The sequence below is a fragment of the Streptomyces fagopyri genome, assembly GCF_009498275.1.
Classification (GTDB): Bacteria; Actinomycetota; Actinomycetes; order Streptomycetales; family Streptomycetaceae; genus Streptomyces; species Streptomyces fagopyri.
In genome coordinates this window covers 7,349,319-7,370,367 of record NZ_CP045643.1, presented here as the reverse complement: position 1 = coordinate 7,370,367, position 21,049 = coordinate 7,349,319, and the positions used below count along the sequence as shown (strand labels likewise).

The 21,049-nt window shown below is 72.0% G+C and carries 15 protein-coding genes; 6 read left to right on the top strand and 9 right to left on the bottom strand.

Translation table 11 applies throughout. The features are described from left to right. Positions 1 to 678: 678 nt before the first annotated feature. Both GFH48_RS31835 and GFH48_RS31830 read left to right on the top strand, forming a co-directional pair. Positions 679 to 2,229, top strand: a complete 1,551-nt coding sequence (locus GFH48_RS31835; RefSeq protein ID WP_153291546.1) for an amino acid permease — start codon at positions 679 to 681, stop codon at positions 2,227 to 2,229. 81 nt (positions 2,230 to 2,310) lie between these two features. Beyond that, positions 2,311 to 3,252, top strand: a complete 942-nt coding sequence (locus GFH48_RS31830) for an RluA family pseudouridine synthase (protein ID WP_153291545.1) — start codon at positions 2,311 to 2,313, stop codon at positions 3,250 to 3,252. Positions 3,253 to 3,273: 21 nt separating this feature from the next. Here GFH48_RS31830 and GFH48_RS31825 read toward each other — a convergent pair whose 3' ends face one another. The 6 genes from GFH48_RS31825 to GFH48_RS31800 all read right to left on the bottom strand — a co-directional run bounded on the left by GFH48_RS31825 (position 3,274) and on the right by GFH48_RS31800 (position 8,819). Further along, the gene (locus GFH48_RS31825; protein WP_153291544.1) at positions 3,274 to 4,764 is read right to left on the bottom strand and encodes a cytochrome P450; all 1,491 of its coding nucleotides are present in this window, start codon (positions 4,762 to 4,764) and stop codon (positions 3,274 to 3,276) included. A gap of 87 nt (positions 4,765 to 4,851) precedes the next feature. Next, positions 4,852 to 5,472 (bottom strand): GTP-binding protein, encoded by a 621-nt coding sequence (locus GFH48_RS31820; protein WP_153291543.1) that lies wholly within the window; start codon positions 5,470 to 5,472, stop codon positions 4,852 to 4,854. Continuing rightward, positions 5,453 to 5,908, bottom strand: coding sequence for a DUF742 domain-containing protein (locus tag GFH48_RS31815; RefSeq protein ID WP_153291542.1), 456 nt, complete (start codon positions 5,906 to 5,908; stop codon positions 5,453 to 5,455). Before GFH48_RS31815 ends, GFH48_RS31820 begins: the two co-directional genes overlap by 20 nt. Continuing rightward, positions 5,905 to 6,312, bottom strand: coding sequence for a roadblock/LC7 domain-containing protein (locus tag GFH48_RS31810; RefSeq protein ID WP_148007708.1), 408 nt, complete (start codon positions 6,310 to 6,312; stop codon positions 5,905 to 5,907). Before GFH48_RS31810 ends, GFH48_RS31815 begins: the two co-directional genes overlap by 4 nt. Further along, entirely contained in the window at positions 6,309 to 7,898 is a 1,590-nt protein-coding gene (locus GFH48_RS31805; protein ID WP_153291541.1) for an ATP-binding protein, read from the bottom strand. The genes GFH48_RS31810 and GFH48_RS31805 overlap by 4 nt, the downstream gene beginning before the upstream one ends. A 294-nt stretch (positions 7,899 to 8,192) precedes the next feature. Continuing rightward, a complete protein-coding gene (locus GFH48_RS31800) occupies positions 8,193 to 8,819 on the bottom strand; it encodes a TetR/AcrR family transcriptional regulator (RefSeq protein WP_153291540.1) in 627 nt (208 codons plus the stop codon). Positions 8,820 to 9,176: 357 nt separating this feature from the next. Between GFH48_RS31800 and GFH48_RS31795 the strand changes: the two genes are divergently transcribed. The 4 genes from GFH48_RS31795 to atzF all read left to right on the top strand — a co-directional run bounded on the left by GFH48_RS31795 (position 9,177) and on the right by atzF (position 16,062). After that, positions 9,177 to 10,001 carry an urea amidolyase associated protein UAAP1 gene (locus GFH48_RS31795; RefSeq protein ID WP_153291539.1) on the top strand — a complete coding sequence of 275 codons (825 nt, stop codon included), beginning with the start codon at positions 9,177 to 9,179 and terminating at the stop codon, positions 9,999 to 10,001. Continuing rightward, positions 9,998 to 10,702: an urea amidolyase associated protein UAAP2 gene (locus GFH48_RS31790; RefSeq protein ID WP_153291538.1), complete on the top strand. Its 705-nt coding sequence runs from the start codon at positions 9,998 to 10,000 to the stop codon at positions 10,700 to 10,702. The genes GFH48_RS31795 and GFH48_RS31790 overlap by 4 nt, the downstream gene beginning before the upstream one ends. After that, the gene (locus tag GFH48_RS31785) at positions 10,699 to 14,214 is read left to right on the top strand and encodes a 5-oxoprolinase/urea amidolyase family protein (protein ID WP_153291537.1); all 3,516 of its coding nucleotides are present in this window, start codon (positions 10,699 to 10,701) and stop codon (positions 14,212 to 14,214) included. The genes GFH48_RS31790 and GFH48_RS31785 overlap by 4 nt, the downstream gene beginning before the upstream one ends. 192 nt (positions 14,215 to 14,406) lie before the next feature. Further along, entirely contained in the window at positions 14,407 to 16,062 is a 1,656-nt protein-coding gene (atzF, locus tag GFH48_RS31780) for an allophanate hydrolase (RefSeq protein WP_153291536.1), read from the top strand. A 187-nt stretch (positions 16,063 to 16,249) separates the two neighbouring features. Here atzF and GFH48_RS31775 read toward each other — a convergent pair whose 3' ends face one another. The 3 genes from GFH48_RS31775 to tatC are packed head-to-tail and all read right to left on the bottom strand — an operon-like array spanning position 16,250 to position 21,025. Further along, positions 16,250 to 19,111 carry a DEAD/DEAH box helicase gene (locus GFH48_RS31775; protein WP_153291535.1) on the bottom strand — a complete coding sequence of 954 codons (2,862 nt, stop codon included), beginning with the start codon at positions 19,109 to 19,111 and terminating at the stop codon, positions 16,250 to 16,252. 41 nt (positions 19,112 to 19,152) lie between these two features. Next, the gene (locus GFH48_RS31770) at positions 19,153 to 20,043 is read right to left on the bottom strand and encodes a diacylglycerol kinase (protein WP_153291534.1); all 891 of its coding nucleotides are present in this window, start codon (positions 20,041 to 20,043) and stop codon (positions 19,153 to 19,155) included. A 31-nt stretch (positions 20,044 to 20,074) separates the two neighbouring features. Next, entirely contained in the window at positions 20,075 to 21,025 is a 951-nt protein-coding gene (gene tatC, locus GFH48_RS31765; RefSeq protein WP_228121040.1) for a twin-arginine translocase subunit TatC, read from the bottom strand. Positions 21,026 to 21,049: the final 24 nt, after the last annotated feature.

Below are 21,049 nucleotides of genomic sequence, written 5' to 3'. Positions count from 1 at the left end.
ATTGAGCCGCCGAGCCGCTGAGCCGCCGAGCGCGAACAGCCTGGCCATCGGCCGGATCATGGTGATCGGCGAAGACGCGGACTGCCGTGCGGGCACAACGAGTTGACGCCGCGTCACACACCCGGCCGACGGACCGTCCCCGCCCATCGCGCACCACCGGAGACAGCGGGGCCGTCCCCGCCTCACCTCCCGGCCCCGACCTCCATGGTGACGACGGCCCACGGAACAACGACGCAGGACGCAGGACGCACGGCTCACGGTTCACGAACGCCCCGACAACCCGGTGAGAGCGCCGCGCCGCAGCGTACGGCCGGCCTCGTCGCACGGCTCCCACGGCGTCAGGATCACGGCCCGGCACAGGAGTTCACCCTTGATCCGCCCTCGCGGGCTCCCGGAATCCCCGCACCGACGGCACGGCACGGGCCCCGACCGGCGATCGCGGCCCGCCCGACGAGCCGGCCGGCCTCCTGCGGACGGTGCCGGATGAACGGGGTGGCCAGACCCCCGTCACCAGCCCCGCGGGCCGTCTCGCCCCGCTTCTTCGGTGCGCCCCCCGGGCTCGAGGGAGGGGCGTGAGCACTTCGGCGCGGCGCGGACACGGTCGCGTCACGCGTGCGAAACAGGGTCTCCCTAATTTCTGTCACCCGACAGGAATCCGCGCCGAAGGCAGGTGCCACCGTGACCACCACCGCCCCCTCCGACGTCCGCCCCGATCCGCCCCACTCCCCCGACGACGGCTCACTCACCCCGTTCGGCTACCGCCAGGAACTGCGCCGCAGCCTCGGCCGGTACGCCTCGTTCGCCGCCGGTTTCTCCTTCATCTCGGTCCTGACGACCGTCTTCCAGTTCTTCGCCTTCGGGTACGCGTTCGGCGGCCCGGTCTTCTTCTGGACCTGGCCGGCCGTCCTGGTGGGCCAGCTGACGGTCGCCGCCTGTTTCGCCGAACTGGCCGCGCGCTATCCGCTCTCGGGCGCGATCTACCAGTGGTCCTCGCGTCTGTCGAACCTCTCCTTCGGCTGGTTCGCCGGCTGGATCATGGTGATCGGACAGATCGTGGTGGTCGCCGCGGCGGCCCTCGCGCTGCAGATGGTGCTGCCCGCGATCTGGTCCGGCTTCCAGCTGGTGGGCGACGATCCGGCACCCACCAGCCCCGACGGCGCGGCGAACGCGGCGGTCCTCGGCGTCGTGCTGCTCGTCCTGACCACGCTGGTGAACGTCGTCGACAACCGCGTGATGTCGATGATCAACCGTATCGGCGTCACCGCCGAGATCATCGGCGCCGTTCTGATCATCGTCCTGCTGTTCACCCACTCCGAGCGCTCACCCGGCATCACCTTCCACACCGGTGCGGGTGGACCGGGCCTGCTCGGGGCGCTGATGGTGGGCTCCTTCACGGCGGCCTACGTGATGATCGGCTTCGACAGCGCCGGCGAGATGAGCGAGGAGACGCACAACCCCCGGCGCACCGCTCCCCGGACGATCCTCACCGCACTCGGCGCGGCGGGTCTGCTCGGCGGACTGATCGTGCTCGGCGGACTGCTGGCCGCGCCCAGCCTCACCGACGGGCACCTGGGCGTGGACGGCCTGAGCTACGTGCTGACCAGCAGCCTCGGGGACGGGGTGGGCCGGGCACTGCTCGCCGACGTGGTGGTGGCCGTCGCGGTGGCGACGCTCGCGATCCAGACGGCCGCCTGCCGCATGCTCTTCTCGATGGCCCGGGACGGCCGGCTCCCCTTCTCCCACCGGCTCGCGAGGGTCAACCCGCGCACCGGCATGCCGAGCGTCCCCGCGCTCACGGTCGGTGTCCTCGCGGCCGCCCTGCTGCTGCTGAACTTCGCCTCCCCCGAGGCCTTTCTGGCGATCGGCACCACCTGCATCGTGATGCTGTACCTGGCGTACGCGATGGTGACCGGGCCCATGCTGGTGCGCCGGCTGCGTGGCGAGTTCACCGCAGGCGGGACCGACGAGACGGGCGCTCCGCTCTTCTCGCTGGGCCGCTGGGGCGTCCCGGTCAACGCGATCGCCCTCGTCTACGGTCTCCTCATGAGCGTCGACCTCGCCTGGCCGCGCGCCGCGGTGTACGACCCGGCGGGCGGTCACTGGTACTTCCAGTGGTTCACGGTGCTGTTCCTGGGGTCGACCCTGCTCGCCGGTGCGGCCTACCGGGCGTACCGGGCGCGGACGACGGCGGCCCAGGCTCCCGAGGCGGCCCCGGCCTCGTACGCCTGACTCCGACGCCCGCCCCCGCCCCCGCCTCGCACCGCCGGGCGGGGAGCGCCCCGCACCGCCGCCGCCCGTAGGCTTGAGCGGGTGAGACGTAAGCCCAGGATCCCGCCCTCCCCCCTGCCGCAGCGCGACGGCGTCGACCCCGTGCGCGTCAGGCTGCCGCAGGCCGGGGGGTGGGCCACCGTGCGGGAGCATCTGGTGGAGCGGCTCGCGGCCGGTGCCGGGGTGATCGACACGATGCTCGCGGACGGGCTGATCGTGCGGGCGGACGGGCGGCCGGTGGAGTCCGGCACGGTGTACGAGCCGGGGATGTTCGTGTGGTTCCACCGGGAGCTGCCCGACGAGGAGCGGGTGCCGTTCGCCGTCGACGTCGTGTACCGCGACGCGCATGTCGTGGTGGCCGACAAACCCCACTTCCTCGCCACCACACCGCGGGGCAGCCATGTCGCCGAGACCGCGCTCGCCCGGCTGCGGCGGGAGCTGGACATCCCGGCGCTGGGCGCCGCGCACCGCCTCGACCGGCTCACCGCCGGGCTGGTGCTGTTCACCGTGCGGCCCGAGGAGCGCGGCGCCTACCAGTCGCTGTTCCGCGACCGGCTCGTCGCCAAGGAGTACGAGGCGGTGGCCCCGTACGACGAGGGGCTCGCCCTGCCGCGGACGGTCCGCAGCCGGATCGTGAAGGAGCGCGGGGTGCTGGCCGCGCGGGAGGTGGCGGGCGAGCCGAACGCCGTGAGCCGGGTCGAACTCCGCGAGCACCGCGACGGGTTGGGACGCTACCGGCTGGTGCCGCGCACCGGACAGACCCATCAGCTCCGGGTGCACATGACCGCGCTGGGCGTGCCCATCCTCGGCGATCCGCTCTACCCGGTGGTGACCGGCCCCGTGCCGGCCGGCGACTTCCGGCGCCCGCTCCAACTGCTCGCGCGGAAGCTGGAGTTCACCGATCCGGTCACGGGGCTGGCGCACCGGTTCGTCAGTGCGCGGGTGCTCCGGGCCTGGTCCGCGCACGACGACTGGGCGCGGTAGCCGGGAGCCCCGGCCGCCCGCTCAGTAGCCGCGCCACCACGCCAGGAAGCGCTGCCAGGCCCCCGCGGGGCGGACGGGTACGGGCGCCGGTGCCGTCGTCAGCGGCGCGGGCGTCGATGTCGGCAGCGGTGGCTCGGGCCGCTGCGCGGACACCGCGGGCTGGTCGGTGCCGACCTGCCAGGGCGGCCGCTGCGGCGGGATCGCCGGGGCGGACATCACGTCCCGCACCTCCTCGGGCGGCCGCGGCTCGAAGTAGACCGGAAGGTCCACCAGGTGCCGCGACGACATCGACGAACGCCAGCGCAACTCGTCCTCGTCGCCTTCGAGTTCGACGTCGGGCAGCCGCATCAGCAGCGCCTCGACGCCGACGTCGGCGATGGCGCGGCCGATGTCCTGTCCCGGGCACTCGTGGGGTCCGCCGCCGAAGGCGAGGTGGGACCGGTTGCCCATCATGTCGGCCTTGAGGTCGGGGCGTACCCGGGGGTCGATGTTGCCCGGCGCGATGCCGAGGATCAGGCCGTCGCCCCGCCGGATGGTCCGGCCGCCCAACTCGGTGTCCTGCTTGGCGAAGTAGCCGAGGACGGCGCTGAACGGGGGTTCGTCCCACAGCGACTGCTCGACCGCCTCGGGGACCGTCATCTGCCCGCCGTTCAACCGGGCGCGGAAGCGCGGGTCGATGAGCACCACACGCAGCACGTTGGCGAGCAGGTTGGCCGTGGCCTCGTAAGCGGCCAGCAGCACCAGGCGCAGATGCTGGGCGACCTCGTCGTCGGTGAGCCCTGCCGGGTGGTTGATGAGATGGCCCGTGAAGTCGTCCGCGATCTGGTCCCGGCGGCGGGCGGTGTGCCGGATCAGGATGTTCATGACGTACTCGTTGCTGGCGATCGCGGTCTCGGTGCCCTTGAGCAGGTCGCGGGTGGCCTGCACCAGACGGTCGTCGTACTGGTCGGGCATGCCGATGATCTGGCACAGCACGGCCATCGGAAGGTGCTCGGCGAACTGGCTGACCAGCTCCGCCCGGCCCTTCTCGCAGAAGCGGTTGACCAGGATCTGGGTCGCCCGGTTGATGTGCCGCCGGATGGTGCGGTGATTGATGGTCGACATGGCGCCCATGACCGCGCCGCGCAGCCGCAGATGCTCGTCGCCCTCGGCGTGGGAGCAGATGGGCTGCCAGGCGATGTGCGGCGCGAGCGGGTGTTCGGGGCCGGCCGTGCCGTCCTTGACGGCGGTCCACAGACGGCTGTCCCGGGAGAAGTGGGTGGGTGTGCTCACCATGTGCAGGTTCTCCGCGTGGCCGAGCACCACCCAGATCGGCACGTCGTTGTGGAGCAGTACGGGGGCGACCGCACCGTGCTCATCACGGAGTTCCTCGTACAGGGCTCCCAGGTCATCCGCCTCGGGGCCGTAGAGCCGGTGGAGTCCGCCGGGACCTCGGCCGTGGGCGGGACAGCCCGGTGGCGGGTCGAGCGCGAGGCCGTCCGTACCGGCCGGTGAGTGGGGTTCAGGCGTCACGGTGATCGCTCCGAAGCTGAATGGGGTCCGGTGTCTTGGGGGGTGGGAGTGGGGTGGGGGTGGGGGGCTCGCGGTCGCCGGCGGCCGTCAGGCCCGCGAGGGGGACATCGCCAGCGAGTGCAGGAAACGCATCAGCGTCATCAGGACGTCGCGGCTGGAGGCCCGGCGGCGCGCGTCGCACCTGACGATCGGGATCTCCTCCGAGAGGTCGAGCGCGGTGCGCAGGTCCTCGATCGGATAGCTGGGCGCGTCCGGGAAGTCGTTTATGGCGATGACGAACGGCACGCCGCGTTCCTCCAGACGGCCGATCACGTCGAAGCTGACTTCGAGGCGGCGGGTGTCGATCAGCACGACCGCGCCCAGCGCGCCCTCGAAGAGGCCGTTCCACAGGAACCAGAAGCGCTCCTGGCCGGGGGTGCCGAAGAGGTACAGCACCAGTTGTTCCGTGATGCTGATACGTCCGAAGTCCATGGCCACGGTGGTGGCCGTCTTGGTCTCGGATCCGTAGTTGTCGTCGATGCCGATGCCGGCCTGCGTCATGGTCTCCTCGGTGGTCAGCGGCTTGATCTCGCTGACGGCACCCACCATGGTCGTCTTGCCGACCCCGAAACCGCCCACGATCACGATCTTCACCGCGGCGGTCGCCGTGTGCGGCAGGTGGTCCTCGGCGCGCGGGCCGGTGATCGTGTCAGAGCTTTTGAAGTCCATGCATCACCGCTTCGAGGAGGGAACGGTCGGGGAGCGCCGAGCGGACGATCGGGGCGCGCGCCTGTACCAGTTCGGCCGTCAGCAGCTCGGTGAGCAGGACGGTCACCACGCTGAACGGCAGATTGAGATAGGCCGAGAGCTCGGCCACGGACAGCGGGGCCCTGCAGAGCCGCAGCAGCACCGACTGCTCGGGTTGAGTGGTGGGCGCCGGAGGGTCGGCGCGCGCCACGATCAAGGTGACCAGGTCGAGGTCGGCCCGGTCGCCGCCCTCGCTCCCGCCGGTGAGCACGTACAGGCGCCCGGGGATCTTGGGGTCCTGCTCCTGGCCCTCCTGGGGGGCTTCCGCCGGGGCGGCTCCCCCGTGCGGGGGGCTTCCCTGGGGGACTTCGCGGGGCTCTTCGGTGGGATGGCGCCGGCGGCGTTGCGGAGGAGTCATACGGTCTGCCCGTTGCGGCGCGGCGGGCTGGTGAGATGCGCGCCGATCCGTGCGACGAGGTCACGCATGCGGTTGCTCATCAGGCCGGGTTCCGCGGTCTGGTTGGCGAGGACCGCCAGATAGGCGTTGGCCCCGGCGGACATGAGGTAGAAGTAGCCGCCGTTGATCTCGATGATGACCATCCGCATGGTGCCGTCGCTGCGGGGGATCTCGCCCGCGACGGCTCCGGCCAGGCTCTGGAGGCCCGCGCAGGCGGCGGCGACGCGGTCGGCGGCGTCGGGGTCGCCGCCGTAGCGGGCGATACGCAGTCCGTCGGCGGAGAGCACCACGATCTGCTGGATGCCCGGAACGCCGTCGGCGAGATCTTTGAGCATCCAGTCGAAGTTGCCTCGCTGCTGGATCACTTGAGGTCCCCCTCCTCGTCGGCCTCAGCAGGGGCCGGCTGATGGCTCTGGGTGAATGCGGTCGGGTCGGGGTCGCCCTTGAGTCCCTCCATGAACGCCTCGACCCACAGCCCCGGCGGGGGCTCCTCCTCCTTCTTCGGGGCGGGCGCGGCGGCCCAGGGGTCCGGGGCCCCCGAGGTCTCGGCGGCCAGCTCGGCGGCGCGCGCCTCGGCGATCCGCTGGCTGAGCGGGACCTTGACCCTGCTGCGCCGCTGCGGCAGGCCGCCCGCCGTCCACTCGGTGACCAGCGGGGCGTCGTCGTCCTGGGAGCCGTCGTGCGGCGACGGGATACGGGGTCCGGTGGTCGGACGGCGCTTCTTGGGCTTGCGCTTGGGCCCCTCGACCCCGTCGGTGTCCATCGTCGGCACCGCGTTCACGCCGACGCCGTGCGCGAGGCCGGGGGCGGGGTCCTTGGTGAGCATGTTGCTCGGCACCACGATGACGGCGCGGACACCGCCGTACGCGGACTGGCGGAGCGAGATCTTCATGTCGTACATCTTCGAGAGCCGTCCGACGACGGCCATGCCGAGCCGGGGGGCCTCGCCGAGGATGTTGAGGTCGACGCCGGCCGCGGCCTGCCGGAGCAGTTCCTCGATCTTTCCGCGGGCCTCGTCGCTGAAGCTGACGCCCGAGTCCTCGATCTCGATGGCGACACCGGTCTGCACGACGAGGGCGGTGAGGTGCACCTTGGTGGTCGGCGGCGAGTAGCGGGTCGCGTTGTCGAGCAGTTCGGCGACGGCGTGGATGACCGGTTCGACGTGGATGCCGTTGACGGCGACATCGGCGATCGAGTGCAGCTCGATGCGCCGGTACTCCAGGATCCGGGACATGGCGCCGCGCATCACGCTGAACAGCGGTACGGGTTCGGGCCAGTTGCGTCCCGGGCGGCCGCCGCCGAGCACGGCGATGGAGTCGGCGAGGCGGCCGATCAGCGCGGTGCCGTGGTCGATGCGCAGCAGGTCGTCGAAGACCTCGGGGTTGCGCCCGTGGTCCTCCTCCATCTCGCGGAGTTCCTTGTTCTGCTGGTGGACGATCGCCTGGACGCGCCGGGCGATGTTGACGAAGGAACGCTGGGAGGAGTCGCGCAGCAGGTCCTCGTCGTCCACGACCTTCAGCACGGCGCCGAGCAGATCCCGCTGTACGGCGGAGAGTTCGTGGGGGTCGCCCTTGCCGTGACCGAAGGTGCGGGCCACGACCTCGGGATTGACGCCGCCCCGCATGCGGCGGAGCGCGACCGGCAGGACGTCGGTGCGCAGGCGCGCGAACTCCTGGTCGTGGGCGGCGATGCGCTGTTCGAAGTACGCGGTGCTGCGGGCGAGTTCGGCGCGCAGGTCACGGGCGTCGCGGCCGCGGCGTACGGCTTCCGCGGCGACGGTGACGACCAGCAGCGTCGCGATGGCGCCGCACCAGCCGACGGCGGACCTGGCCGGGCTCGTCACCACGGCGACGGCGGCCCCGGTCACCGCGGCCATCAGTATGGCCGGCAGCAACAGGACGCGCGCGTAGGGAAGTTCGCGGCCACCGGGAGGCGATTGAACACTCACCATGTATGCCCTCTGAGACAGATCGGCGGGGGGGTCGGGGGGAGTTCGTGGGGAAAACTGCGTGGTCAAACTGAATCTTCGGAACTTTTGGGAACAAGCGCACGATTACATCTCAACTCGGTGCGCTGCGGGCGAGCTTAGTCCGACCGGATCATCGCCGTGTCATATTCAGCAAGCGCCTGAAATCGCCCGCGCGACGGGAGTACCCTCGGCCCATTTGCACGCTCAGGCTTCACTCGCACACCCTGAGTAACGCCGTACGGGTAGCCGAAAATCCCTCGCCCACCGGGCGGTATCTCAGATTCCGGCGATCCGCAGCGCCGCGTCGGCGGTGGCCTCGGCGAACGCGGACACGGGCCGGTCCGGGTCGGAGCGGTGCACGAGAATCACCCCTTCGATGAGGCCGAACAGCAGATCCGTCCGCAGATCGAGTTCACTCTTGGCGAGAGCGCCGCCCGCGGCTGTCGCGGCCAGCAACTGTCGGTAGGCGTCCTTGAGTTCGGCCCGTACGGCGTGAAATCCGGCAAAACGCTCGGCGCGCACCTCGGGCAGCAGGTACAGCCCGCCCAGGTTGTGCGGGCCGCCGCAGAGCAGTTCGACGTCGGTGCGGCACAGTTCCCACAACCGGCCCTCGGGCGCGGCCGCGTCGTCCGCCAGGAGCTCCCGGGCGTAGGCCAGCGAGGGCGTGACCGTGGACTCCAGGAGCTCGGCGAGCAGCTCCTCCTTGCCGGAGACGTAGTGGTACATGGACGCCTGGCGCATGCCCGCCCGCTCGGCGACGGCCCGGGTGGTCGTCGCCGCGTACCCGTGTGTCGTGAACAACTCGGCCGCCGCGCCGAGCAGTTCGTCGCGCGGCGACAGACCGCTGTCCGGCCGCTGCGTCGCACGCGGCCGGCCGACCCGTCGTCCGTCACCGGCTCCCATGCGTTCGATCCTCGCACATGGCGCCGGTAGCCGATCGCCCCGGCGAGCGGACCGCGCAGCCACGTGACCGGCCACGTCCGCCCTGGCGGCCACTCCGGCCGCCACCGCGCGGCGGGCCGCACGCCGCACGCGGCACGCGGCACGCGGCACGCGGCGGATCGAGGACGACGGCGACGGCGACGGCGACGGCGGCGGCGGCGGTGACGGCGGCGGTGACGGCGGCGGTGACGGTGGCGGTGAGGGATCGAGGGTGAGGGATCGGTAACCGGACGGCAACGCGCGGGACACGGCGGCGAACTCCGCCGCTCCTAATTTCTGTCGGGCGACAGAAATCACCCCGGAGCCGGAGGACCCGCGATGGCGACAGCGACCACGTACGGAGCACGCGATCACGCCCGCGCCCAGGAGGGCACCCGTGCCGAGGCCATGCCCGTCGTCCCGGCGAGCACCTGGCCCGCGCCCCCCTGCGAGGCCGGCCACCTGGTGTGGGCGGAGACGGTGGCCGGCGGCGGCTACACACACCGGGTGCTGGCCCGCGGCACGGAACTCAGGCTGACCGACCTGAGCGGCGACGCCTGTGCGCACCTCCTCCTGTACGCCGCCGACCGCCCCTGGGAGCGCCTGAACGTGGCGGACACGGTCAAGGTCCAGTGGAACGCGTACCTGGGCGAGGGGCAGTTGCTCCTCTCCGACCAGGGTCGCGTGCTCGCCTCGCTCACCGCCGACACCTCCGGACGGCACGACGCGCTGTGCGGCACCTCCACGCTCGTACGCAACACCCGGCGCTACGGGGACGGCGCGCCGCAGTCCGCCTCCCCCGCGGGACGCGAACTGTTCAAGCTGGCCGCCGCCAAGAACGGCCTCGGACCACGTGATCTGCCGCCTTCGCTCTCCTTCTTCCAGGGCGTGTCGATACGCGACGACGGCTCCCTGGACTTCACCGGTTCGGCGGGTCCGGGCGGCAGTGTGACGTTGCGCGCCGAGCAGGACGTCACCGTGCTCATCGCGAACGTGCCGCACCCGGTCGACCCACGCCCCGCCTACACCAGCACCGCCCTGGAGGTGCTCGCCTGGCGGTCGGCGGCGACGAAGCCGGGCGACCCGCTGTGGGAGGCGACGCCCGAGGGGCGCCGCGCCTTCCTGAACACCGTCGAGTTCCTCGCCGCGAGGGGGCTCGCATGAGCACGGGCACGAGCACGAGCGCCACCGCCACCACCACCGCCGGCACCCCCACGACGAGCGGGTCCACCCCGCCGAGCGGCCCCGACACGACGGGCGGCACGGGTGGCACGACCGTCGTTCCCGCACGTGCCGCCTGGTCGTCCGTCATCCGCGCGGGCGAGACACTCACCATCACCGACCTGCACGGCAACCAGGCCGTCGACTTCCTCGTGTACGACGCCCACGATCCGTCCGTCCGCTACAGCGCGCCCGACACCATCCAGGCGCAGGGGAACATCTTCCTGACGGCCGGCAGCGTGCTGATGTCCGACGAGCACACGCCCCTGATGACCGTGGTGTCCGACGACGTCGGCCGGCACGACACGGTCGGCGGCGCCTGCTCCAAGGAGTCGAACACCCTGCGCTACGGCCACCACACCTGGTCGCAGCACGCCTGCGTGGACAACTTCCTCGCGCGGGGCGCCCGGCACGGCCTCGGCAAGCGCGACCTCGTCTCCAACATCAACTGGTACATGAACGTGCCGGTGGAGAGCGACGGCACCCTCGGCATCGTCGACGGTCTCTCGGCCCCGGGCCTCGCACTGACCCTGCGCGCCGAACGCGACGTGCTCGTCCTGGTCTCCAACTGCCCCCAGATCAACAACCCCTGCAACGGCTTCGAACCGACCGCCGTGCGGATGAGCGTCGGGACGGCCGCATGAGCTTCGACACCCTGCTGGTCGCCAACCGGGGCGAGATCGCCGTCCGGATCATCCGCACCGCGCGCGAACTCGGCCTCCGTACGGTCGCGGTGTACTCCGACCCCGACCGCTCGGCGCCGCACGTCCGGCTCGCCGACGAGGCCGTCCGGCTGGGCCCGGCCCCCGCGAAGGAGTCGTACCTCGACGCCGACCTGGTCCTGAAGGCGGCCAAGGACACCGGCGCCGGGGCGATCCATCCCGGCTACGGCTTCCTGTCCGAGGACGCGGCCTTCGCACGGCGCTGCGAGGACGCCGGGATCGTCTTCGTGGGACCGACGCCGGGGCAGCTGGAGCTGTTCGGGGCGAAGCACACGGCGCGGGCCGCCGCGGAGGCGGCGGGTGTGCCGCCGGCCCCGGGAACGGGACTGCTGGGCGGACTTCAGGAAGCCTTGGACTCGGCCGGGCGCATCGGCTATCCCGTGATGCTCAAGGCCACCGGCGGCGGGGGCGGCATCGGCATGGCCGCCTGCCGCTCCGCCGGTGAACTGACCCGGGCCTGGGAACGCGTGCAGCGCGTCGCCGCCGCGTCCTTCACCTCCGCCGGAGTCTTCCTGGAGCGACTGGTCGAGCACGCCCGCCATGTCGAGGTGCAGGTCTTCGGCGACGGCCGGGGCCGTGTCGTCACCTTCGGCGACCGCGACTGCTCGCTCCAGCGGCGCAACCAGAAGGTCGTGGAGGAGGCGCCGGCTCCCGGGCTCCCGGCTCATGTGCGGGACCGTCTCGCCGCCCGCGCGCATGACCTGTGCGCGAGTGTCCGCTACCGCTCGGCCGGCACGGTCGAGTTCGTGTACGACGCCGCACGCGAGGAGGCGTACTTCCTGGAGGTCAACACCCGCCTCCAGGTGGAGCATCCGGTCACCGAGGAGATCTACGGGGTCGACCTCGTCGCCTGGATGCTGCGGCTCGCACGGGGGGAGTCGGAGGTCGTACGGGACCCGGGGGCCCCGCGCGGCCACGCGGTGGAGGCCCGGCTGTACGCCGAGGACCCCTCGCGCGAGCACCGGCCGAGCGCGGGACTGCTGACCCGGGTCGAGTTCCCCGCAGGCGTCCGGGTGGACGGCTGGGTGGAGACGGGCACCGAGGTGACCACCGCCTACGATCCGATGCTCGCGAAGGTCGTCGCGTACGGCACGGACCGCGCGCACGCCCTGGAGCGGCTGGACGAGGCGCTGGCCAGGACCCGGGTCGACGGCGTCGAGACCAACCTGGGGCTGGTGCGGGCCGCGCTCGCCGACCCGTCCTTCCGGCGGGCCGCGCACTCGACGGCGACGCTGGCCCGCGTCACCGATCCGACGCCGCGCGTCGAGGTGGTCTCCGGCGGCACGCTCACCACGGTCCAGGACTGGCCGGGCCGCACCGGCTACTGGCAGGTGGGCGTGCCGCCGTGCGGGCCGATGGACGACCTGTCCTTCCGGCTGGGCAACCGCGCCCTCGGCAACGACGAGGGCGCACCCGGTCTGGAGTGCACCCTGCGGGGGCCCGCCCTGCGCTTCACGCACGCCGTCACGGTGTGCGTCACCGGTGCCCCGGCGCCGGTCACCGTGGACGGCACGGCGGTCGCCCGGTGGGAGCCGGTGACGGTGCCCGCGGGAGCGGTGCTGGAGGTCGGCGCGCCCACCGGACACGGCCTGCGCACCTATGTCCTCTTCGCGGGCGGGGGCCTGGACGTCCCGGCGTTCCTCGGCAGCGCCGCCACCTTCACCCTGGGCCGGTTCGGCGGCCACGGCGGCCGGGCACTGCGGACGGGGGACGTGCTGCACGGCGGATCGGTCACCGCCGCGACGGCGCCCGTACCGCCCGCCGACCGGCCCGTCCTCACGTCCGGGTGGGAGATCGGTGCGCTCGAAGGTCCGCACGCCGCACCGGAGTTCTTCACCGAGGACGACATCCACGACTTCTACGCGGCCGACTGGAAGGTCCACTTCAACTCGGCGCGCACCGGCGTACGACTGATCGGCCCCAAACCCCGCTGGGCGCGCACGGACGGTGGCGAGGCGGGGCTGCACCCGTCCAACATCCACGACACTCCGTACTCGGTCGGCGCCGTCGACTACACGGGCGACATGCCGGTGCTGCTCGGCCCGGACGGTCCCTCGCTCGGCGGCTTCGTCTGCCCCGCGACGGTCGTCAGCACGGAGCGGTGGAAGCTCGGCCAGCTCCGCCCCGGTGACACCGTGCGCTTCGCGCCGCTCGCCGACGACGGCTCGGCGCGGGCCGCGGTCGTGGACGGCGGGGTGCTGGCGCGGGACGGCGACGTGACGTTCCGCCGCAGCGGCGACGACAACCTGCTGGTCGAGTTCGGGCCCATGCAACTGGACCTGGCGCTGCGCATGCGGGTCCACGCCCTGATGGAGGCGGTGTCCGCGGCGGACGTCGACGGCGTCACCGACCTGACCCCCGGCATCCGCTCCCTGCAGATCCAGGCGGATCCGCGCAGACTTCCGCAGCGCGCCCTGCTCGCCGCCGTGCGGGAGACGGTTCGCACGCTCCCGCCCACCGACCAGCTCGTGGTCCCCTCCCGTACCGTGCACCTCCCGCTGTCCTGGGACGACCCGGCGACCCGCGAGGCCGTCGAGCGCTACATGGCCGGGGTCCGCGACGACGCGCCCTGGTGCCCGTGGAACATCGAGTTCATCCGGCGGGTGAACGGCCTGGACTCGGTGGACGACGTGTACCGCACCGTGTTCGACGCGGAGTACCTCGTCCTGGGCCTGGGCGACGTGTATCTGGGGGCGCCGGTCGCGACTCCGCTGGACCCGCGGCACCGCCTGGTCACCACCAAGTACAACCCGGCCCGTACCTGGACCGCCGAGAACTCCGTCGGTATCGGCGGCGCCTACCTCTGCGTCTACGGCATGGAGGGGCCGGGCGGCTACCAGTTCGTGGGCCGGACCACCCAGGTGTGGTCGGCGTGGCAGCAGCGAGGCGCCTTCGAGCCGGGCTCGCCCTGGCTGCTGCGCTTCTTCGACCGCATCAAGTGGTACGCCGTGGAACCCGGCGAACTCCTCGCTCTGCGCGCCGACATCGTCTCGGGGCGGTTCGTGCCCCGGATCGAGGAGGGCGAGTTCTCGCTGGCGCGCTACGAGGACTTCCTCGCCACCCACGCCGAGTCGATCGCGACGTTCCGGGCCCGGCAGGGCGCCGCGTTCGGCGCGGAGCGGGACGCCTGGGAGGCGGCGGGCGAGTTCGCCCGCGCGGACGCCGCCACCGCGCCCGTGGCGGCGGCCGCCGAGGTGACCGTCCCGGCGGGCGGCCGGCTCGTGGAGGCCGAGTTCGCGGCGTCCGTGTGGCAGCTGAACGTCGAGCCCGGCGACCGCGTCACCGCCGGCCAGCCGCTGCTGGCGCTGGAGGCGATGAAAATGGAGTCCAGGGTGTCCGCCCCGATGGACGGAGTCGTGCGCCAGGTCCTCACCAGACCGGGCGCCCAGGTGGAGGCGGGCACGGCACTGGTGGTCCTGGCACCCGCCACCTGACGGCACACGCATGGTCCGTGACCGCGAGGTGGGCGGTGGGCGATGGGCACCCACCATCCACCGGATCGCGTCTGGTGGAACCCGCCGTACCACAATGGAAATCGACGAAACCCAATAAATCCTTACCGGCTCTGACGAAGCCTGCCGAAACCTGACGGAACCTGACGGACCCTGACGAACACGGAGCACACCATGTCCGCCCTCGCCCGAGTGCAGTCGGCCTACGCCCGCGTCGAGGCGGTCGACCGCCCCGAGATCTGGATCGGCCTGCGCCGCCGGGCCGAGGTGGAGAAGGAGGCCGAGGCCCTCGACGCCCGCCTCGCCGCCGGCGAACACCTCCCCCTCGCCGGCCGGCTCCTCGCGGTGAAGGGCAACATCGACGCGGCGGGCCTGCCGACCACGGCCGGCTGCCCCGCGTACGCGTACACCCCGGGCGAGGACGCCCCGGCGGTGGCCCGCCTGCGAGCGGCCGGCGCACTCGTCCTGGGCACCACGAACCTGGACCAGTTCGCGACCGGTCTGGTCGGCACCCGCTCCCCGTACGGTGCCGTGCGGAACGCACTCGATCCGACCCGCGTCAGTGGTGGTTCGAGCTCCGGATCTGCCGTGGCGGTGGCGCTGGGCCTGGTCGATCTCGCCCTCGGCACCGACACGGCCGGTTCCGGCCGTGTTCCCGCCGCCTTCAACGGCATCGTCGGTCTGAAGCCGACCCGCGGCCTGGTCCCGGCCACCGGCGTCGTCCCCGCCTGCGCCTCACTGGACTGCGTGACCGTCTTCGCCCGTACGCTCCCGGAGGCCGAAGAGGCCCTCGGACACCTGGCCCGCCCGTCCGGACGCGCGCTGCCCGCTCTCCCCCAGCGGGCCCCCGGCCCATGGCGCGTCGCCGTCCCCCCGACGGCACAGCTCGGTGAGCTGGACGCGGGCTGGGCGGAGGCGTACGAAGCCGCCGTGGCACAGCTCGTCGCGGCGGGCGCCGAGGTGCGCACGCTCGATCTCACGCCGTTCACCGAGGCGGCGGCGATGCTCTACGAGGGCGCGTTCGTCGCCGAGCGCTACACCGCGGTGGGGAGCTTTGTCGACAAGTTGCTCACCGAGGGAGGTACGGGTCTCGATCCGACCGTGACGGGGATCATCACCCGCGCCCGGGACATCCCGGCCCACCGGCTCTTCGCCGACCAGGACCGGCTGGCCGCCCTGCGTCCGCGGGCCCTCGCCGCGCTCGGCGACGCGGACGCCCTGCTGCTGCCGACCGCCCCGGGCCACCCGACGCTCGCGGAGGTCGCCGCCGACCCGCTGGGCGCCAACGCCCGTCTGGGGCGTTTCACCAACTCCACGAACCTCTTCGACCTCGCCGCGGTCGCCGTCCCGGCGGGCACCGTGGACGGGCTGCCCTTCGGCGTCATGCTGATCGGCCCCGCCTTCACCGACGAACGCCTGGCCCGGATGGCCGCCCTGCTGCGGCCGGGGACGCGCGTCGCCGTGGTCGGCGCCCATCTCTCGGGCCAGCCCCTGAACCCACAGCTCCTCGCGCTGGGTGCCGAGTGGGAGCGGACGACGGCGACGGCGGCCGCCTACCGCCTGTACGCCCTGGCCACCACACCTCCGAAGCCGGGTCTGGTCCGCGCCGGCACCGGCGGGGCCGCCATCGAGGCGGAGGTGTGGCGGCTGCCCGCCGAGGGCCTCGGACGCCTGCTCGCCGGGCTGCCCCGCCCGATGGCGCTCGGCCGGGTCGAACTGGCCGACGGCACCCATGTGCCCGGCTTCCTGTGCGAGCCCTGTGCGCTCGACGGTGCCGAGGACATCACGGCGTACGGCGGCTGGCGCGGCTACCTGCGGCACCGCGGCTGATCCGCCGGCGTCGCGGTCCTGGTGACCGAACCGGCGAAGGCCCCACGCGGCGGCACACGCACACCACGGCGGGTGGGGCGACGTCCTCACGTACGGCCACACGGCCGTGTCTCCATGCCGCCGTGCCGACGTACGGGACTGCGCCGCCCCAGGTCGGGGCGGCGCACCACGGGCGACCGGGCCCGGCTCAGCCCACCGACGAGTAGGCGACCACCCCGCGCAGCAGCCCGTCGACCGCCTTGCGGGCGTTCTTCGCCACCGTCGAGCTCTCTCCACCGGAGACCGGCGCGGCGGCCGAGATCTGGCCCAGTACGTCGATGACCTGCTTGCACCACCGGACGAAGTCGCCGGCCGGCATCTCCGCCTCGCGCAGCACCTCGTCGAGACCCTTGCCGGAAGCCCACTCGTGCGCCGCCCAGGCGAAACCGAGATCCGGCTCGCGCTGGCCCACGCCCTCGGACTGGGTGATCCGGAAGTCCTCCTCCAGAGCGTCCAGACGCCCCCAGATGCGGACCATCTCGCCCAGCGCGGCCTTGGCCTTGCCGGAGGGCAGCTTCGGCGCCATCGCGTCGTCGCCGACCCTCGACTCGTAGACCAACGCCGAGACGCAGGCGGCGAGTTCCGCCGGATCGAGGCCCTCCCAGACACCGGCCCGCAGGCATTCGCTGGCCAGCAGGTCGAGTTCGCCGTACAGCCGGGCCAGGCGTCTGCCGTGTTCGGTGGCCTCGTCGCCGCGCAGGTAGTCCAGCTCGGTGAGCAGGGCGACGATACGGTCGAAGGTGCGGGCGATGGTGTTCGTCCGGCCCTCGATGCGACGCTCCAGCTGCGAGGTGTCACGCAGCAGCCGGTGGTAGCGCTCGGCCCAACGGGCGTGGTCCTCACGGTCGTTGCACCCGTGGCAGGGGTGGGCTCGGATCGCCGTGCGCAGCCGGGCGATCTCGCGGTCGTCGGCCGCCTCGGCGCGCCTCTTGCGCAGCCGGTCGGGGACGATGTGCCCGGCCTTGGTGCGCAGGGCGGACGCGAGGTCGCGACGGGACTGCGGGGAACGCGGGTTGAAGGACTTCGGGATACGCATCCGCTCCAGCGCCTCCACCGGCACCGGGAAGTCCATCGAGGCCAGCCGCTTGACCTGACGCTCGGCGGTGAGCACCAGCGGGCGCGGACCGTCGTGCTGCTCGAAGCCTCGGTGGCCGTTGGACCGGCCCGCGGGCAGACCGGGGTCCAGCACCAGCGCCAGACCGGCGAACTTGCCGGTCGGGACATGGATGATGTCACCCGGCTTGAGCTTCTCCAGCGCGACCGCCGCCTCGACGCGACGCTGCGCCACGCCCTGTTTGGCGAGCTCGGTCTCGCGGTCCTTGAGCTCCCGGCGCAGCCCCGCGTACTCCTCGAAGTCCCCGAGGTGGCAGGTCATGGACTCCTTGTAACCCTCGAGTCCCTCCTCGTTGCGCTGCACCTGCCGGGAGATCCCGACGACCGACTTGTCGGCCTGGAACTGCGCGAAGGAGGTCTCCAGGAGTTCGCGCGAACGGTGCCGTCCGAACTGCTCGACCAGGTTCACCGCCATGTTGTACGACGGCTTGAAGCTGGAGCGCAGCGGGTAGGTGCGGGTGCCCGCGAGTCCCGCCAGGTGGTCGGGGCTGAAGCCGCGCTGCCACAGCACGACGGCGTGGCCCTCGACGTCGATGCCGCGGCGCCCCGCCCGGCCGGTCAGCTGGGTGTACTCACCGGGGGTGATGTCGGCGTGCTGTTCGCCGTTCCACTTGACTAGCTTCTCCAGCACCACCGAGCGGGCGGGCATGTTGATACCGAGCGCGAGGGTCTCGGTGGCGAACACGGCCTTCACCAGGCCGCGTACGAAAAGCTCCTCGACGACCTCCTTGAACGTGGGCAGCATGCCGGCGTGGTGGGCCGCGATGCCCCGCTCCAGGCCCTCCAGCCACTCGTAGTACCCGAGGACGTGCAGGTCCTCCGGCGGGATGGAGTCCGTGCGCCTCTCGACGATCTCGCGCACCTTCACCCGCGCCTCTTCGTCGTTGAGCCGCAGGCCCGCGTACAGGCACTGCTGGACGGCGGCCTCGCAGGCGGCGCGGCTGAAGATGAAGGTGATGGCGGGCAACAGGCCTTCGGCGTCGAGCCGTTCGATGACCTCGGGGCGGCCCGGCGTCCAGATCCGCGAGCGCTGCCGGCGCTCGCGCTCCCGGTCGGCCTCGCGCATGGCTCGCCCGCGCTTGCGGTCCTGGTACGACGGACGGCTCGCCTCCATGCGGGCCAGGCGCGTGAGGTCGGGGTTGACCGCCTTCTTCTGGCCCTCGCCCTCCTCGAAGAGGTCGTACATCCGGCGTCCGGCGAGCACGTGCTGGAACAGCGGCACCGGACGGTGCTCGGAGACGATCACCTCGGTGTCGCCGCGCACGGTGTCCAGCCAGTCCCCGAACTCCTCGGCGTTCGAGACGGTCGCCGAGAGCGACACGAGGGTGACCGAGGCGGGAAGGTGGATGATCACTTCCTCCCACACGGCGCCGCGGAAGCGGTCGGAGAGGTAGTGCACCTCGTCCATGACCACATGGCCGAGGCCGAGAAGGGTCTGCGAACCCGCGTACAGCATGTTGCGCAGCACCTCGGTGGTCATGACGACCACCGGGGCGTCGGAGTTGACGCTGTTGTCCCCGGTGAGGAGGCCGACCTTGTCCGCGCCGTAACGGCGGGAGAGGTCGGCGTACTTCTGGTTCGACAGCGCCTTGATCGGCGTCGTGTAGAAGCACTTCTTGCCCTGCTGGAGGGCCAGGTGGACGGCGAACTCGCCGACGATCGTCTTGCCCGAGCCGGTGGGCGCGGCCACGAGCACACCCTTGCCCGCCTCGAGCGCCTTGCAGGCCTCGATCTGGAAGGGGTCGAGGCCGAAGTCGTACATCTCGCGGAAGGAGGCGAGCGCGGTGGCCTGCTCGACAGCGCGCTTCCGTGCTGCCGCGTACCGCTCGGCCGGTGAGAGGTCCTCTGTCATCGTGCCTTCGAGACTACCGGCAGCCACTGACAACAGGACGATCAATATCCGGATCCGTTGCCGGTGAAACCCCGGATCCCCGCAGCTCAGGGAATGGCCACCCGTACCGCACCCGGCACGCAGCGCGCGGTGAGCGGCAGCGGCCCCAGCGGCTCCCCGTCCGCGTACCCGGTCAGACCGTCGGCGACGAGCTCGACGCGGGCCGCCCGATGCACGCTCACCACGGGATGGGAGAGGTGGGTGCCCCGGTACACCTTCGGGAAGACCCTGAGCAGCGTCCTGCGGGTGCAGGGCCCGACGACGGTGATGTCGAACAGTCCGTCGCCGAGGTCCGCGCCCGCGCAGATCTTCATGCCGCCGCCGTACGACGAGCCGTTGCCGACCGCGACGAGGGTCGCCTCGATCTCGCGGGTCTCGCCGTCGTCCAGGGTCATCCGGTAGCGGACCGGCCGGAAGGCCGCCAGTTCGGCGAGCATCGCCAGGTCGTACTTGACGCGTCCGGAGGGCCGGCGCATGCGGTTGCCGCGGTCGTTGACCCGGGAGTCGAAGCCGGAGGCGAGGACGGTGCCGAACCAGGTGCCGTTCACCTGGCCCAGGTCGACGTCCCGGAGCCGGGAGCCCTTGAGGGATTCGGCGATCTGCCGTCCCGCGGCCGCCGGATCGCGTATGGGCAGGCCCAGGGCGCGGGCGAAGTCGTTGCCGGTGCCGACGGCGACCAGGCCGAGCGGGGTGCGGGTCCCGGCGACGGCCTGCAGGGCGAGGTTCGCCATGCCGTCGCCGCCGACGGCTATCAGGGCTCCCGTTCCGCCCTCGACCGCGTCGCGCGCGCGGGTCAGGGCGTCGGCGGCGTTCTCGCCGAGAACCGTCCGCACGGAGAATCCCGCCGCCCGCAGGGCGGAAGCGGCCGGCTGCGCCGCGCGGGCGCCCCGGCCGCGTCCTGCGGTGGGGTTGACGAAGAGGGTGATCTCGCTGGTCACGGCCCTGACCCTACGAGATCTTCGCTCCTTGTCAGGTCACGTCGTCATAACCGTTGACGCGGTCCGGGGCCGACTGACCGGGCAGCGCCCTGCTGGCCGCCACCGTTTCGACCTCTCCGATGTCCTCGGGCGTGAGGTCCAGCTCGGAGGCTTCGTCGTCGTCGGGGCCCTCGGCCTCACGGCGGCGCTTGCGCCGGTCGTTCATCAGTGAGAAGACGACCGCGCCGAAGTACAGGACCCAGATCGGTACGGCGAGCGCCAGCATGGTCAGCGGGTCGGTGCTGGGCGTGGCGATGGCCGCGAAGACCGTGATGCCCATGATCATGGCCCGCCACCAGCCGAGCATGCGCCGGCCCGTGATGATGCCGGTGAGGTTGAGCATGACCAGCAGCAGCGGCAGCTCGAAGGAGAGACCGAAGACCAGCACCATGCGGGTGACCAGGTCGAGCAGGTCGTCCAGCGGCAACAGGTTGTTGACACCGTGCGGCGTGAAGCCGATCAGGACCTTCGCGGTGGTGGGCAGCACCTTGTAGGCGAAGAAGGCACCGCCGAGGAAGAGCGGGACGCCCGTGCCGACGAACGACAGCGCGTACTTCTTCTCGTGCTTGTGCAGGCCGGGGGCGACGAAGCCCCACAGCTGGTAGAGCCAGACCGGCGAGGCCAGTACGACGCCTGCCATGAGCGACACCTTCAGCGCGAGCGTGAAGGGGGTCAGCAGGCCGTTGATCGTGATCGCGGCGCACTGCTGGGTCTTGTCCGAGGACTTCGTCAGTTCCTCGAAGGTCTTGCCGCAGCCGACCGAGTCCAGCACCGGCTTGGTGACGAAGTTCACGATGTCGTTGTAGAAGAAGGCCGCGACGACCGTGACCACGACGATCGCCAGCACCGCCTTCGCGAGCCGGTTACGGAGCTCGCGAAGGTGCTCCGCGAGAGGCATCCGCCCCTCGGGATCCTTCTCCTTGTTGCGGGCAGGCTTCAGCAACCCACGTTCCCATCTCGTGCGGCG